A 14748-nucleotide genomic window follows, 5' to 3' on the forward strand; every position below is an offset into this window, starting at 1 on the left:
TAGATCAGATGCCGACCGGCGCTGAAGGCTCCGTGCCTGAGTATGACGCTCGGCTGCTGTTACATACCCACACTGTGTCAGTGTGGGATGTCGAGTGCCGCGGCCGGTGCATCACGAAAGCGGAGGAGGAGATCGCGCCCGGAACCAGGCTGGTGTTCCCCTATCGCGGTGTCTATGTGCACGCGGTGGGCTCCCGCGAAACGGTCGGCGATGTCAACCAATTGGTGATCATCAACGATGACGAGCCATACCAAGTCAGTCACCCGGTGCCCGGCGGCGATGCCACTTTAACCCTGGCGTTGAATCCAGCTGCCCTGCTGGAGATCATGCCGCGGCAATATCGGCGCCGACCAGATCAGGCCGCCTTCAACCGGTCAGGCTTGCCGGTGGATGGAGCCGGCCAGATCCTCGCCGCGAGACTGCGCCAGCACCTACGGCGCAGTGTGATCGATCCGCTTCACGCCGAGAGTTTGGCTCTCGAGCTCGCCCGACATGCCGTGGGAAGCAAAGCCTCGTTGGCGCTTCCGTACGGAGACGGTGCCCGCCGAGCGATGGCCAATCAGGTGAAGCTGTTGCTTTCCAGTGATCCGGGGCGACGGTGGACCCTATCCGAGGTTGCCAACCAGGTTGGTGTCACACCGGTCTATCTCACCGACGCATTCCGCCACGTCGAAGGTATCCCGTTGTATCGCTACCATCTGCGGTTGCGGCTGGCCGCTGGCCTGTCCGTACTCGGGAACACCGAGGATCTGACTACGTTGGCGCTAACACTGGGGTTCACTAGTCACAGTCATTTCACATCGGCGTTCCGAAAAGCGTTCGGGTGTACGCCGTCGCACTTCAGGCGGTCAATCGGCGGTAATGCGCCTCGCCTGACAGCCGACACCGCATTGAATGGCCATCAGGGCCTGTCTGAGGTTTACATATCGCGCACGCTGGCCACCATCTGCGTAGACCACGATGAGTCGCGCACACCAGTGCCCCGGGCCGGTTCTCGCCCAGAGTGCGTCGCCGATCGCTGCGCTCGTGAAGCCGGCTCGTGTGTCAAAGAGCTAGTGCCGGGATAGCCGCACCCAGCCTTCATCAGACGATGCACCTGCTCCGGCTTCACCGACCAGCACACCACCGCATGCGACGCGGCGACGCCATTCTGATACCCGTGGCGGACCGAGGCAATCTGATCGCAATTCGCTTGTGGCAGATAGGTAAAAGAGGTGCCCGATGGCCGTGATGGGTTTACACGCCGAGTGTGAGCGCTGTGGCCGCCCGTTGCCGAATGGTTCGACCGAGGCACGCATCTGCACGTTCGAATGCACTTTCTGCGCGACGTGCGCAGATGGTGAGCTCGGCGGAGTGTGCCCGAACTGCCATGGCAATCTCGTACTTCGGCCCACGCGCCCGACGGAACTCCTGGACAAATTTCCTCCCGAGGAGCCGCGAACCGCGCAGCCCTGAGACGCGGATCGGGCGTCTCTAACGCCCACACCTGTACGTCCACCGACTCGGGGTTGTCGCGACGCGTCCTTGCTCAGAGCGGGTTAGCGCGCGTCCCGTCGCGTAGCGTGCTGAAAGTGCGGACGAGGCTTCGCATCGCCTCGATGTAGAGGACTGTTCCGTAGTCGATGCGGGCAACTCCAATGTCTGCGAGTTCTGCGTGCGAGGGTGTGCGCTTCATCGCTAAGACGTCGACCGGGAGATCTACCCCCGCGCACAGCTGCGCGATCAGCGGCTTGTCTTGTAGGCCAGGGACGAAAAATCCCGATGCCCCTGCGAACGCGTATGCACTGGCGCGGTCGAAGGCCTCGCAGATCGCCGACTTGGCCCCACCGCGGTGCTGAACGAACAGATCCGTGCGCGCATTGATGAACAGCGGGATGCTGGCCTCGTCGGCCGTTTGCCGGATTACCGCGATGCGACGAACCTGTAGGTCGATGTCGCACAATCCCGTTCCATCACCGGTTCGGTCACCGACGGTGATGCCCACGATCCCTTGCGCGAGTAGACGCTCGACCTTACACGCCAAATATGCGTCATCGTCGCTGCACCGGCTGTCAAGGTCCGCGCTTACCGGAATACCGACAGATCCGGCGATGCGCCCGGTGATCTCGTAGTAGAGCCCCTCCGGCATTTGGTGCGCGTCGGCGTAGCCCTGCGCGTGCGCGAGCAACCTGATGTTGGTGCCGATGATCGCGGCGCCACCCTGTTCCAGGGCCATCGCGCTGCCGGCGTCCCACGCGTTGAACACCACGACCGGTGATCCCTTGATGTGCAGTCGGCTCAGATGAGCCGCTTTGTGGGTCGAATTCACCGCATCTCCTTTGAGATCGATGGGCTACCGGTCACCAATCCAATGCCTGCCCGACGGTCGGTTGATGTCGAGCCGCGTTACTAGCGGCCTGTCCGGCTGGGCGCTCATCGGGACCCGATACGTAGCAGCGACCAGCGAATTGCGTTGCGAATTACCGCAATTAGCTTTACCTAACCGAAACACATGTCATCACGTGAAAAATTGATGCTACCCGGATGCGGTAGCTGTTGGCTGTCAACATCTTTGGTAAATCCGCTATCAGGGGAGAAGGCGGTCGCGGCCACAGCACCGGCGTGGAAATCGACCTCGTACGAGGGCAGCAGAAGCATGCTGACACCCCTCTTGTGGCGAATCTCGAATCGGCGATGGCTTAACCATTGACGGGGCGCGACTGCCGAAAATCGTGACAGCACGACAACTTATCGAAGGAGTAGGTTGCCGGTGCTGGATCAATGCGCGGCATTAGCGACACACTGACAGCGGCAAGAAAGGGCACACATGTCTGAATTTTCAGCGACACTCGACCGGATTATTGCCGTGCAGCGGGCGGCGCTGGCCAAAGACGGTATACCGAGCGAAGACGTCCGCATCGACCGCCTCGCACGGGTCGCGAAACTGATCAGCGAGAATCGCGAGGAGATTAGCGACGCCCTGTCACGCGACTTCGGGTACCGCGCCGACACCCACACGCTGATCGAGCTGTCTTCGACAATCAACGCAATGACGTTCTCCGCCAAACATGTCGGAGAGTGGATGAAGCCAGATCACCGCGAGGCGCTCGCGGCTGATGCGCGCGCGGTCGTTGAATACACGCCCAAAGGTGTTATCGGCATCATGGGGCCGTGGAACGTGCCGTTCTATCTGATCATGATTCCGCTCGCCGGAGTCCTCGCAGCGGGAAACCGCGCGGTTATCAAACCGTCTGAATTCACGCCCATCGCGGCGGAGCTCATGCAACGGCTTGTCGCTCAGTATTTCTCAGAAGACGAAGTCACCGTGGTGCTCGGCGGCGCGACGGAAGGCGCGGAATTCGCCTCCGCTGCATTCGACCACATCATGTTCACCGGATCGACAAACGTCGGCAGGCACGTCATGCGTGCCGCATCAGCCAACCTCGTTCCCGTCACCCTCGAGCTCGGTGGTAAATGTCCGACCATCGTCACCGAGTCATTCAACATCGACCGCGCGGCCGAGCGCATCATGGCGGTCAAGGCGTACAACTCCGGTCAAATCTGTGTTGCGCCCGATCACGTTTACGTGCCCGAAAGCCGTAAACAGGAATTCATCAATGCGTGTCTGACAGCGACGAAAACGATGTACCCCGAAGGGATCGGCTCCCCGGACTACACGAGCATGATCAACAGCCATCACTACCAGCGGATGGCAGACATGGTTCAGGACGCGCGCGATAAGGGTGCCACGGTTATCGACGCCATCGCCTCCGAGGGGAAACGGCACGAGCGGCAATTTCCACTCACACTCGTGCTCGACCCCGGCGACGACGCGCAGGTAATGAACGAAGAGATCTTCGGGCCCATCTTGCCGATCTTCGGCTATACCGCTATCGATGACGTGCTCACCGCCATCGCCACTCGGGATCACCCCCTGGGGCTGTTCATCTTTAGCGACCACGACAGCGAAATTCGTTACATACTCGATCATTCCGTATCCGGTGGTGTCACCGTCAACGATGTGATGGCGCACATCTACCCAGACGACCTGCCGTTCGGGGGGATCGGGCCCTCAGGCATGGGGCGCTACCATAGCAAATACGGCTTTGAGGAATTCAGCAACGTCCGCTCGGTCTACTATCAAACCGAAAGCGAAGAACAGATCGCCGCGGTCCGGGCACCGTATAGCAGCGAGGTGCGCCAGTTTTGGCTAACTCCCTTCGACGCATAATTGCCACCGGTTACCTCAGGTCGTCGGCCCCGCCGAACTGTTCTGTGTGCCACGTTTCACCGCGGCCGTCAGCGACCATAAACTCCTCTGCCGGTCGAGAATTCACTGCGAGGACATCCGTTGGTGAACGGGGCGGCGGCGTGGGCTCGTCGCGATGCAGCCTGACGGGGTTACCGACGGGCGCGACGGACCCGAGTAACGCCGTAAAGCTTTATGTCCGGGTGAGGATGAATGCCTCGATCTGGCGATCCTTGGCGCGGCCCTCGTAGGCGTCATATGCGGGATACAGCGTTACGCCTCTGTCCCACAGCTCAATGCGCTCATCGGGTGTGGCGCGCCGGGCTATCACCTTCCAGCTGGCTCCGTGGATGGCCAACGTTGCTTGTGGGTTCATGCTCAGGTTGTGATACCAGCCGGGATGCTTGCGACCGCCGAAGTTCGAGGCGATGAGCCCAACACTGTCGCCGAAGGGAATGGCGATGACCGGCACAGTGCGGAGCTGACCGGATTTCGCGCCGGTTGTGGTGAGCATGGCGACGGGAAGACCGGCGGCGACACCGACGAAGCTGTATCGGCCTCTGGTCAGCTTCGCGATCAGTCGGTCGAAGTGATGCGCCGTGGGCTTGAATAATGCCGCGCCGAGGCCGGTTCCGGCGAACCGGCGCATGACCCGGTGAAAGGCGCCGGCACGTTCGAATGATTGTGGTGCGTTCTCGGCTAAGGGGTTGGAATTGTTATCGGAGTGGCTCATGGCAGTCCTTATAGTTTGCGGTGCGAGCGATGGCAGCCACCGTTCGACCGTGAAGTTGTTGGCCAACATGTTGCCGACATCTAATCCTGCTGCCTCACAGGGGAATTACAGCTAGACGGCAGGCTTAATGCCACGCAGGAACGCCGAGCCAGCCGCTCGCTCCAGCGCCGGTTTTGGCACGAAGGCTCATGCTACGTGTTCGCGTTTGCCGTGCGCTGTCACAATATTCAGTTCTGCTGTGAGGCTCCGCTCATGCCTTGCACGAGTTACGCGTCACCGTGAACACGGTGATAGCACGCCCTTCCGTGGACCGTTAGCATTCAACATGCTTAACGGCTGAGGCAATACTGGGAAAGAGTGAGGCGATGAGTTCTCAGCTGGCTGTTGATGATTCGGATTGCCGAATCCCGTGCATTGAGCCGGCGGCGGGCGTTCATGGCACCGAGGACCGCCACTGCGCCGTGGCGGGTCTCGAGAGCTGCGCGATACTGGCGGCGGAGCCGGTGTCGCAGGTGGGGGTCACCGGTGAACCGGTGCCGACTTCGAGCCCGATGCCAGCATGGGCGCCAACGGTTGCTGGCGGGCGCTTCGGGTGCGTTGATGTCACAGTGACGAATATCGTCCGAGAACGGCCAGCACTTCGTGTGCCATGCCAGCGGTGGAAACAGGTGCGAAGGCCGTGCTTTGAGAAATGGACACGGACGTGAGACAAATGTGTGTGGACACGAAGTGAGACACCGCGCATCAGCGCAGGTTAGAGCGTCGCGAGTGGACACGGATTTTGAGAACCCACAGTAGGAGTAGGTGTAGGCCGCTATCGAGATGCAACAAAAAAGACAGACGGGCGAGCTTGTTAACGGCCTTGTCTTATTTGACGACCCGCCAGCCAACATCTGGGCTCCGCGCGAGGAATCTGCTGCAATCGGGGCCGGATGCCCGCAACGGGTCGGCGCAGCAACTAAACTCAAGGCGCCTTTTACCTCGAAAGTGACTGCTTCGCAGTATTTTCGGGCAATCAGGTGCCCGCAATCTATTGCATGGTCGACATCGGGTGCCTAATACCAGTGAGACGTTGTGTCCCCCGAATTCAAAAGGGTTGGTTGATGGGGTGCCGGTGGTTGCCGCGTCGTGGTTGGTCTGCCAGGACCTCGAGGTGTGCCTGTAGACCGTGATGAGCGGAATCCCCAACGCTCAAGCCTCCTACCGTTGTGGCGAACCGAGGCGCGGCGGGAATTGGTTCAAAGCTCGGCCCCGCATCGACGGTCTGCGGAGCCTCGGCAACTCTTTGGATTTCACATTCTTGATAGTCACCGGCGGGGTACGCTCCCCCTATTCTGTTGCAGCTAAATGCGACGAATACGGGGGAAAATTTTAATGTTGAATCAACGTCGTCTGCTGTTGGCGATCGCCAGCGGCGCCGCCGTCGCGGCGCTCTCGCCGGCTGTGCTTGCGCAAGCGGACAGCACCTGCGCTGCCGCGCTGTGCTTGATTTCCGGCGGCGATCCCACCGACGTGTACCACTCGGGGATCCCGTGGTTCTACGAGGAGACGACAGACGTCCAGCCCACCGACGTCTACGTGCCGGGCTCGACCTTCACCGACGGCATCGCGGGCAGTTACCAGGTGAACGAGTTCGACTACGCGAACCCGCTTTTCGACAACGCGACCTATCATTTCGGTGACTTCACCCCGTCCGCGGACAATATCGCCGGCATCGACGGCGGCCTGGCGGGCGCCACGCTGTACGACCTCACATTCGGACCGGGCGGCAAGATCGTCGACGGCACCTCGATGTACGACCTCAACATCATCACCCTGACGGATCTCGAAGGTGGTATGCACTTCGACATCTACACCTTCCCAGGTCTTTTCACGACCTTCTACGAGGAAACGCCCACCGGTGTGGCGGACTGGATCGAACCGTGGGGGTCCACGACGCCTCAGATACTTTTCAGCAGTCTGGCCGACACGGCGTTCCCGGAGGCCGCCTACAATCTCGCCTCGATCCTGCCGCCGGACGAATGGTTCCCGGTCATGACCGAGATGTTCCCGGCGGCCTTGACCTAGGCCGCTTGGCAAGAAAATGCTCGACTCTGCCAGCGGCGCGGGCGGATTCCTCACCTGCGCTATCGGCCGCGCTCGCATGGTGGTTTCGGCCGACGGGTGGCGCGCTGCTTACCGCATGCTGACGTCTGACGACACGCTGAGTGAGGGTTTGCAGCGACGATCAGCAGGCCTCTGCGGCCCGAGAATCTTTGTCCAACTAGACAGGCGGGTCTTGGCGATCTTCGCTACATCTCGACACTTGAACCGGAAGTCCGTCGCCGTCGCGCATCAGCTGCACCTGTCGCGGTTGATGTAAGGCAGGATTATCGGTTCAGATCTTCTTCTGTAGGTTCTCATACAAAATGGTCACTTCTCATTTGATTGGCCACTCCATGGCCAATTGGCCATTTGAGTGAGACAAACGCAATCGGGTCGCCACGGTGGTGTGTAGCGATGGGGCCGGTACTTGGCCGGCGAGGATGACGTAATCGTCGACTATCGGCTCTGACGTTGTAGGCAGCGCTCCTAACGGTGGCTTGCCTATCCAGGCCTTGAAGTCGCCGCCCACCGTTGCTGACGTCGGCGCCTTGTCCGGACATGTCACCATGCGTGACAACAGCTTTCAAATGCTGCAGGCGCTACACGGCCGAACGCCTGCGTTTGCCGCCGTCCAATATCCTGCGCGTCGTGCTGTCTCGGCGGAAGTCTCGCATCGCGCGCTGTGCGGCCAGGTGTCCGCACATGCCGTGGGGGCCGGCCCCGGGCGGTGTCGAGGCGGAACACAGGTACATCCCTGGAATACCAGTGCTGTACGGGGCGATGACCTTTGGCCGCGCGATCATTTGGCCAAGGCCGGGGGCGCCACCCATCACGTCTCCGCCAACAATGTTCGCGTTGTAATCACTGAATTCGGCGGTCGTGCGGGTGAAGGTTCCCACAATTCGTTCACGGAAACCAGGCGCGAAGCGTTCGATCTGATCCAGCATGGGCTCGGTGGCATCACCGGTATAGCCGTGAGGCACGTGAGCGTAGGCATAGAACGGGTGAACGTTGCCGACCGACCGACTCGGATCGGCCGAATATTGTTGCGCTGCAACGATAAATGGGCGCTCGGGCATTTTGCCCGCATTGGTGGCCCGCTCTGCAGTCACCACCTCATCCAAGCTTCCGCAGACGTGCAGGGTGCCTGCAAGCCTGCAGTGCTCGTTAGTCCACGGCACGCCGCCCTCAACCGCGAAGTCGATCTTGAATGCACCGGGCCCGAAACGGTATCGGCGGTATGCGCGGTGCACTCGCGGCGGTAATGCGTCTCCGGCAATGTCAGCGACCGCTGTGGGCGTCAGATCGAATATGACGATGTCGGCACCGCGAACATCGGCGAGTGATCGAACGCGGCAGCCTGTTTCGATCCGGCCGCCCAAGCCGACAAGCATATGTTCCAGCGCGTCAGTTATCCGCCTACTTCCGCCCTTGGCCACCGGCCAGCCGTACCGGTGCAAGCTCGCAGCGAACAGCACGGCGAACGCCGACGAGGGCGGCTGATTCAACGGACCCCAGCCGTGCGACCAAACTGCCTCTGACGCAACGGGTGTCATGGTGGCAGTTCATCGTTGCGGCAGGTTCCACCGTGCCGCTAGGGCGTTGCAAATGGCTTGTTGCTGTTCTTCGGTCATGGGGTGCATCAGCAGTCCCTCGATGGTGAAGACGCCGATCATGACTTCGGCGTCAAGGCTGTCCGCGGCCACGCCGGCGATTTCGAGGTCGTAGCGAAGAATGCTGGAGGTCAGTAGGTGAAAGTTGTTGTGCCAGATCGTGACTGATGGCGAGCGCTCGGCGCGAGCGTGCACCGTGCTGACGAGTCGACTCATTTGTTGGAGCTGACTGACCACCCAGAGCAAGCGCACCGGCATAGGTTCGCCGGCCACCGACTGGTACTGCGCCCATGCGTCGGCCATTACCTCGTCGAGCACGGCGATCAAGACGGCGTCCTTGTCTGCGAAGTACCAGTAGATCGTGTTGGCCGCGACTCCGGCCGCCTTTGCGAGCCGCCCCATCGGGGTGGCGTCATAGCCGGCATCGATGAACAGTTCGCGGGCGGCGGTGACGATCTCGGCTCGCTTCTCCTGCGACGGCTGCGGCCGCTTGTTCTTGGCCATAGGTGAAGCGTAGACCACTTTCTTGAATGGCGATCAAGACAATGCTAAGTTTCTTGAATGTCGATCAAGAACTCTGCGTCGGGAGGGCCCATGACCGCCTACACCTACACACGGCACGACGTGACCTTCTCCTCCCGGGGTGCGGACTGCGCGGCGTGGCTGTACCGGCCGGACGGCGTGGAGAAGCCGCCGATCGTGGTGCTCGCCCACGGGTTCGGTGCGGTCCGCGAGCTGCGCCTCGACGCATACGCCGCCCGATTCGCCGAGGCCGGATACGCCGCGCTGGTCTTCGATTACCGGTTCTGGGGAGCTAGCGCGGGGCAGCCACGTCGGGTTCTCGATATCGCTGCCCAGCAGGCCGACTGGCGCGCCGCGGTGGCCTACGCCCGCAGCCTCGACGGTGTGGACCCCACCCGGGTGGTGGCCTGGGGGTCCTCGTTCGGCGGTGGACACGTGCTGAATCTGGCCGCTCACGACCACGGCCTGGCGGCTGCGATCGTGCAGGTGCCGCACGTCAGCGGCCCCGCATCGGCGTTCGCGCAAGCCCCCGCCCTGGTCACCCGTTTGGCGCTGGCGGCGGTGCGTGACCAGCTTGGGGCATGGCTGGGCCGGCCGCCGTATCGAGTCAGCTCCATCGGACGGCCCGGCGATCTGGCCATGATGACCTCACCGGGCGCCTATGACCTTGTGCAGAAGATGGCCGGGGACAAATGGGACGATCTCTTGGCCGAGAACGATGTCGCCGCGCGCATCGCGTTGCGGTTGCCGTTCTACTCACCGGGTCGACGCGCCGCCAAGATCACCGCCCCAACGCTGGTCCAACTGGCCACCGAGGACGACGTCACGCCGTATGCGAAAGCACGCAAGATCGTGTCTCGAATCCCCAACGGCGAGGTGCGGTCTTACGCCTTCTCCCACTTCGAACCCTACGTCGACCCCCACTTCGAACGCGTCGTGACCGATCAGATCGCGTTCCTGGATCGCCACGTCGGAGCCGGCTCGGTGACGGCGCCGCAGTAGCCCACGCGCCTCCCACTAATCAACTGCCAGAAAGTATTTCCCAGATGACCACCCCACGAAAGGCCGCTTTGATCACCGGCGCCTCAGCCGGAATCGGAGCCGTGTTCGCCCGCCATCTCGCTGCCCAAGACTATGACCTGCTGCTCGTCGCGCGGCGCGCCGAGCGCCTCGAAGAATTGGCCACCGACCTCCGCCACGCGCACGGCGTGCGCTGCGAAGTCTTGGCCGCTGATCTGACCGACCCTGCGGCCCCCGCCACGATCGTGGGTCACGCCAATGAAGTGGGCCTGCCCATTGGCGTGCTGATCAACAATGCGGGGTTTACGGCCAGCACCAAGTTCGGCGATTCCTCGTGGGACTCGCTCGCCGGTGAACTCCAACTCATGGTGACCGCGGTGACAGAACTGATCCACCGCGTTATCCCCGGCATGAAGCAACGACGTTGGGGGCGCATTGTGAACTTGTCCTCGCTGGCTGCTCTGGCTCCGCCCCCAGAAGGACTGCTCTACACCGGGATCAAGTCTTACGTGCTCACCATGTCGCAAAGCCTCGACATGGAACTCAAACCCCACGGCATCCATGTCACCGCCCTGTGCCCCGGATTCACTCACACCGAACTGCATGACGTCATGGACGCGCGAGAAGCCGCTGACCGGCTGCCGGCACTGCTGTGGCAGCAGCCCGAGGACGTCGTATCCGAAGGATGGGCCGCCGTCAGCAAGGGCAAACCGGTATGCGTACCCGGCACCGTCAACAAAATTACCGCAGCGGCATTCCGCCCAGTCCCACAGCGCATCCAGTACCACCTCGGGCGCACCTTCAACCCCTTCAAATAGACCAAACGCGAAGTTGCTCAGCGCGTCACGTGCGCTGCTCGCATGCGGCCGATCGTGGATGCAATCGTATCGAGCCACTCGACGCTGCTGAATCTCATACCGCCGCAGCCCATTTGATCATCGCTGGCTGATGTATCGCTGGGGTCTATGACCACGCCGTTGTACCTTGCCCGAAAAGTGAACACGGGCGTGAGACAAATCAGTGTGGACATGAAGTGAGACATCGCCCAGAACCATAGGCCAGAAGCCCGCTGGTGGACATGGGATTTGAGAACACATAGTGGCCCAACGCTATAGCGCCGGCCGAGCCTTTGGTCGGGTCGGTCTAGAGAGTTGGCCAGGGAATCGAATGACGGGCCGCCAGGCACTGGCTGTTGAAAGGCGTGTTTGCGCCGCGCTCCCGACCCGGCAGCGTTCGGTTACCTCTGCTGGAGGTCATTTATGGGGGAGATTCCCCATGTTATCGAGTGCTGCGGTCCAGCACACTTCCTATCGAGCGCAGTGCTTTGCAGGTTCACACGGCAAGCAACGAATCGCGGGACACGCAATCATGAAGGAGTAATCGAATGAAAATGGTTCCCCATCTCGTCCAACAGCAGATCGATCGTGTCGGTCGCCAGCGCAGTCTGGTGATCGGGATCAGCTGCGGGTTGCTCGCTTTCTGGTCGCTCTACCGGGTGATGTGGTCGGTATACCTCTCGATAACTTACGACTTTCTTTTCGGCTCACTGGTCTTTTCGATCGTCGTGTGGGGTGTCATCGGAGTGGCCGCAGCCATTGCCGCCACCGGATTTCTGACCCGGTACGCCAAGGTTCCGAAGGTAGACGACACAAGCGAAATCCGCCGACAGTGAATCGACGCCCCGACGCAGCTGGCGCGATGAATCGACTTCGCACACCCGAAAGATACTTGATCGCGACATGTCTGCGGTCCGCTCAACCACGCTCGGTCACACGCGATGGTGCCGCCGACTTGAGGATCGGCTCCAATCCCCGTGATTGGATTACAGCCCTTCGGGCGAAGGCTAATTCGCCAGTATCTGGCGTCGTCAACTAAGGAACATCACAGATGCACATTGTTGCGCTAGCAATGTTGTCGGCCAACTCGTTGGAACAGCTCTTCATCGATTTGCTGCCCGTCTTGTCGATCGCTCCGATCGCTGTTTGGTTGTATCTGATGCTGAAGTATCGTGATCCGAAGCTTCGCGGCCCGACCATCGCAGGTACTGCCCAAGTGCTTTCGGTGAAGGTGGCGCCGTGGGTCGTAGGCAACCCAGGCAACGGCGATCGGCCATGCAGCATCGGTCTACGCGTCAGCGTGCCCGAACGCGAGGGCTATGACCTGACGGTGCGGCAAAAGGTCGACAACTTCGTCTTGAGGTTGCGACTTGCGCCGGGCGCGGTCGTGCCGGTCGAGGTCGACGCGCGCAACCCGCGGCGCGTGCGGATCGACTTCAGTCGTTGGCGTTCAGCGCCGATGAGCAACCCGGGCGCCCACCGGATTGTGGTCAACGGTGCACCGATCGACGTCACGGGCGAGCCGCCACACCCGAAAGATCAGACATCGGCCCCGCTGCCTGAGCTGGACACTATGACGCACACCTACGCGAGCAATCCCGCGGTGGTACCGGTCATCTCGGCGGCCGATCTGCTCGCACGCGGTCAGCGAGTATCGGCTGTCATCAAGTCCTTCACCCCGACCGGGACTACGCCCCGAAGCCTCGGCAGAACTCCCAGCCGGCCTGAACTCATCGACGCGCCGCACTATATGTTCGAAGTCGAATTACATGTACCGAATCTGCCTGCGATCACCGCACGTTCCGTGCAAGCCGTTCCGGTCGCACAGGTCCCACGGTTGTCGCTCGGAAAACTACTGACCTGTGCAGTCGATCCTCGCGATCCCAGCCGCCGCTGGGCTATCGACTGGGCACAGCTACCGACAGACGCCTGACTTGCGGTTCGGCTGATCTCGTAAGGGTTGTTCGACAACGTATCTACCTCTACGCCCAAGTGGAAGGGTACAACTAATCCGCCACTAACAGGCCGCCACCGACTCCGCAGCAGCAGTCACAGTAGCAGATAGTTCAAAGTGCCTGTATTACAGCGTATATCACGCCCAGCGCTGCGCACTCAGATGCGGGACTGCCCGGTAACGGCGGATATTTGCAGCGAATTTGCTATGCGACGGGCCATCACCACGCTTGCATCTAGCGCCTGGTGGTCGCCATGAATTACGGATGGAATCGCGGATCGTCATGCGGAGGAACGGGACAGAAGAACAGTCCACAATTGACACCCGCCGGATTGTCTGGCGGTGGGTTGTCGCCCTCCCAGACACTCGAACTGGACAGGCTGGCGGGTACCTGCGGCGTGTCGACGTAGCGCCTGTTGACATTGCCCCACCCGTCAGAGACGCGGTACCAGGTGTGACACACGTGCATATCCCAGACATATTGCGTCCCGGCACGATTCGGACCCGACGGCTCATCCATCGACTGGCCCGGGCACCATGTGAAAGGGCCGCCGTTGGCATGGGCGACGCCCGCGCCGAGGCCTAGCCCGGCGGCGGCCACCAGCACCGCACCGGCGATATTCCTGCTGCGCGACAATGACATTGCACCGCCCTTTCCTGCCGTGTCCCGTGCACACCAGTGTCCGATCGCCGAAGGCGAGACCGCATGGGGAAAACTCCCCATTTCACGCTTAGGTGACCCGCTGCGGTAGGCGCAGCTGTCCGTCAAGCGCCTCACTGTGGCCAGCTGTCGATACCGCGGGCGTTGGAGGCTTCATGCAGACCCCGAATCACCACGGGCAGCGCCCTTAGCCTGACGTCAGACATCTCCGGCGGGGACGGCCTTGGAATATAGGGGAGTTTCCCCATATTCCGGCACGTCGTCGCGGGCGATACTCCCGCAATGAGCATCACCGAAGAGGAGGGGTCGCACGGTCAGCCGACGCGCTGCTCGCTGGTGGCGTGGTCGACGATGGCCGCTGCGACGTACTCGGAAGCCAAGACCGGCAACTGCGCACCGAGTATGGCCATTGACATTGCCGCAGAGACCATTTCGGTGGTAAATGTGAAAACCGACGCGCTGGTCGCATCGGCTCCGGCTGCGCGGGTAAGCGCAACACCGGCGACGTACCAGTTGTCCAGATATCAGTACCCCTTGCCAGGACTGGTCATCGACGTCGCCGGGGTGCGCCAGTTGAGCATCGGATGTTATGAACTGCAGCCGCGATTAGCAGCGCGCCGAATACCGTATCGCTTCTCCTGGCAAGGCGAAGTCACGGTAACGAGGCGGCAGCCTGAGTACTTCGTCTCCGCCACGGATTTCATCACGCTGGTCGAGACATTTACATTCGCTGCACAACTGCAGGACAGTCGCCCGCCCGGCACACCGTCGCCGTGGTATCAGCGGCCCTGCGGTCAAAGTGCCCTGCGCTGGTTGGCAATTGGTTGGATCACAATCTGCCTTAGTGGCCTTCTGCTCATCGTCGGAACGCTCATCCTCGATGCCGTGATCCACTGACGGCGATGTCAACGACGCTGGTCGCAGAAATAGGGACACTTCCCCATGCGCCGAGAGTGAAGGCTGAGGCAGGCTGTCGACATGAAAGCCACGTCGAACAGCGGCCCACGGCCGTTCAGTCCGCATGCCTGACCTGCCTCCGGTCTTCGGGCGATCGCCGGACGGCCGCCCGGATTGGTTCTGGATCGCGTCCCCGTAC

The 14748-nt window shown here is 61.5% G+C and carries 14 protein-coding genes; 9 read left to right on the top strand and 5 right to left on the bottom strand.

The genetic code is table 11. The features are described 5' to 3' along the window. Positions 1 to 80: 80 nt before the first annotated feature. Entirely contained in the window at positions 81 to 1067 is a 987-nt protein-coding gene (locus MKK62_RS08680; RefSeq protein ID WP_240261463.1) for a helix-turn-helix transcriptional regulator, read from the top strand. A 163-nt stretch (positions 1068 to 1230) separates the two neighbouring features. Continuing rightward, positions 1231 to 1455, top strand: a complete 225-nt coding sequence (locus MKK62_RS08685; protein WP_240264234.1) for a DUF1272 domain-containing protein — start codon at positions 1231 to 1233, stop codon at positions 1453 to 1455. 73 nt (positions 1456 to 1528) lie between these two features. Here MKK62_RS08685 and MKK62_RS08690 read toward each other — a convergent pair whose 3' ends face one another. Further along, entirely contained in the window at positions 1529 to 2308 is a 780-nt protein-coding gene (locus MKK62_RS08690) for an isocitrate lyase/PEP mutase family protein (protein ID WP_240261462.1), read from the bottom strand. Positions 2309 to 2806: 498 nt separating this feature from the next. On the opposite strand from MKK62_RS08690, the gene MKK62_RS08695 reads away from it, so the two are divergent. After that, positions 2807 to 4210, top strand: coding sequence for a coniferyl aldehyde dehydrogenase (locus tag MKK62_RS08695; RefSeq protein ID WP_240261461.1), 1404 nt, complete (start codon positions 2807 to 2809; stop codon positions 4208 to 4210). Between the two features lie 211 nt (positions 4211 to 4421). Here the strand turns inward: MKK62_RS08695 and MKK62_RS08700 are convergent, their stop codons facing one another. Next, positions 4422 to 4877: a nitroreductase family deazaflavin-dependent oxidoreductase gene (locus tag MKK62_RS08700; RefSeq protein WP_350355758.1), complete on the bottom strand. Its 456-nt coding sequence runs from the start codon at positions 4875 to 4877 to the stop codon at positions 4422 to 4424. A 1458-nt stretch (positions 4878 to 6335) separates the two neighbouring features. Between MKK62_RS08700 and MKK62_RS08705 the strand changes: the two genes are divergently transcribed. After that, positions 6336 to 7028 carry a hypothetical protein gene (locus MKK62_RS08705; protein WP_240261459.1) on the top strand — a complete coding sequence of 231 codons (693 nt, stop codon included), beginning with the start codon at positions 6336 to 6338 and terminating at the stop codon, positions 7026 to 7028. Positions 7029 to 7645: 617 nt separating this feature from the next. Here MKK62_RS08705 and MKK62_RS08710 read toward each other — a convergent pair. Both MKK62_RS08710 and MKK62_RS08715 read right to left on the bottom strand, forming a co-directional pair. Next, positions 7646 to 8428, bottom strand: a complete 783-nt coding sequence (locus tag MKK62_RS08710) for a phytoene desaturase family protein (RefSeq protein WP_260060475.1) — start codon at positions 8426 to 8428, stop codon at positions 7646 to 7648. A gap of 183 nt (positions 8429 to 8611) precedes the next feature. Continuing rightward, positions 8612 to 9163 (bottom strand): TetR/AcrR family transcriptional regulator, encoded by a 552-nt coding sequence (locus MKK62_RS08715; RefSeq protein ID WP_240261457.1) that lies wholly within the window; start codon positions 9161 to 9163, stop codon positions 8612 to 8614. Positions 9164 to 9253: 90 nt separating this feature from the next. Between MKK62_RS08715 and MKK62_RS08720 the strand changes: the two genes are divergently transcribed. The 4 genes from MKK62_RS08720 (at position 9254) to MKK62_RS08735 (ending at position 12970) form a co-directional block, all read left to right on the top strand. Further along, positions 9254 to 10183 carry an alpha/beta hydrolase gene (locus MKK62_RS08720; RefSeq protein WP_240261456.1) on the top strand — a complete coding sequence of 310 codons (930 nt, stop codon included), beginning with the start codon at positions 9254 to 9256 and terminating at the stop codon, positions 10181 to 10183. Between the two features lie 44 nt (positions 10184 to 10227). Next, positions 10228 to 11019 carry an SDR family NAD(P)-dependent oxidoreductase gene (locus MKK62_RS08725; RefSeq protein ID WP_240261455.1) on the top strand — a complete coding sequence of 264 codons (792 nt, stop codon included), beginning with the start codon at positions 10228 to 10230 and terminating at the stop codon, positions 11017 to 11019. Between the two features lie 566 nt (positions 11020 to 11585). Continuing rightward, positions 11586 to 11873, top strand: a complete 288-nt coding sequence (locus MKK62_RS08730; protein WP_240261454.1) for a hypothetical protein — start codon at positions 11586 to 11588, stop codon at positions 11871 to 11873. A 215-nt stretch (positions 11874 to 12088) separates the two neighbouring features. Then, complete coding sequence (locus MKK62_RS08735; protein ID WP_240261453.1) at positions 12089 to 12970, top strand: hypothetical protein; 882 nt, start codon at positions 12089 to 12091, stop codon at positions 12968 to 12970. 280 nt (positions 12971 to 13250) lie between these two features. Here MKK62_RS08735 and MKK62_RS08740 read toward each other — a convergent pair whose 3' ends face one another. After that, on the bottom strand, positions 13251 to 13634 hold the full coding sequence (locus tag MKK62_RS08740) for a hypothetical protein (protein ID WP_240261452.1): 384 nt from the start codon (positions 13632 to 13634) through the stop codon (positions 13251 to 13253). Between the two features lie 300 nt (positions 13635 to 13934). On the opposite strand from MKK62_RS08740, the gene MKK62_RS08745 reads away from it, so the two are divergent. Then, positions 13935 to 14549: a hypothetical protein gene (locus MKK62_RS08745; RefSeq protein ID WP_240261451.1), complete on the top strand. Its 615-nt coding sequence runs from the start codon at positions 13935 to 13937 to the stop codon at positions 14547 to 14549. The last annotated feature ends 199 nt before the right edge of the window (positions 14550 to 14748 follow it).

It is taken from the genome of Mycobacterium paraterrae, assembly GCF_022430545.2.
Classification (GTDB): Bacteria; Actinomycetota; Actinomycetes; order Mycobacteriales; family Mycobacteriaceae; genus Mycobacterium; species Mycobacterium paraterrae.

Coding starts and splice junctions, on each gene's coding strand:
- MKK62_RS08745 (WP_240261451.1), top strand. CDS start 13,935: ATGAGCATCACCGAAGAGGAGGGGTCGCACGGTCAGCCGACGCGCTGC.
- MKK62_RS08705 (WP_240261459.1), top strand. CDS start 6,336: ATGTTGAATCAACGTCGTCTGCTGTTGGCGATCGCCAGCGGCGCCGCC.
- MKK62_RS08735 (WP_240261453.1), top strand. CDS start 12,089: ATGCACATTGTTGCGCTAGCAATGTTGTCGGCCAACTCGTTGGAACAG.
- MKK62_RS08700 (WP_350355758.1), bottom strand. CDS start 4,877: ATGCGCCGGTTCGCCGGAACCGGCCTCGGCGCGGCATTATTCAAGCCC.
- MKK62_RS08730 (WP_240261454.1), top strand. CDS start 11,586: ATGAAAATGGTTCCCCATCTCGTCCAACAGCAGATCGATCGTGTCGGT.
- MKK62_RS08695 (WP_240261461.1), top strand. CDS start 2,807: ATGTCTGAATTTTCAGCGACACTCGACCGGATTATTGCCGTGCAGCGG.
- MKK62_RS08740 (WP_240261452.1), bottom strand. CDS start 13,634: ATGTCATTGTCGCGCAGCAGGAATATCGCCGGTGCGGTGCTGGTGGCC.
- MKK62_RS08715 (WP_240261457.1), bottom strand. CDS start 9,163: ATGGCCAAGAACAAGCGGCCGCAGCCGTCGCAGGAGAAGCGAGCCGAG.
- MKK62_RS08725 (WP_240261455.1), top strand. CDS start 10,228: ATGACCACCCCACGAAAGGCCGCTTTGATCACCGGCGCCTCAGCCGGA.
- MKK62_RS08720 (WP_240261456.1), top strand. CDS start 9,254: ATGACCGCCTACACCTACACACGGCACGACGTGACCTTCTCCTCCCGG.
- MKK62_RS08685 (WP_240264234.1), top strand. CDS start 1,231: ATGGGTTTACACGCCGAGTGTGAGCGCTGTGGCCGCCCGTTGCCGAAT.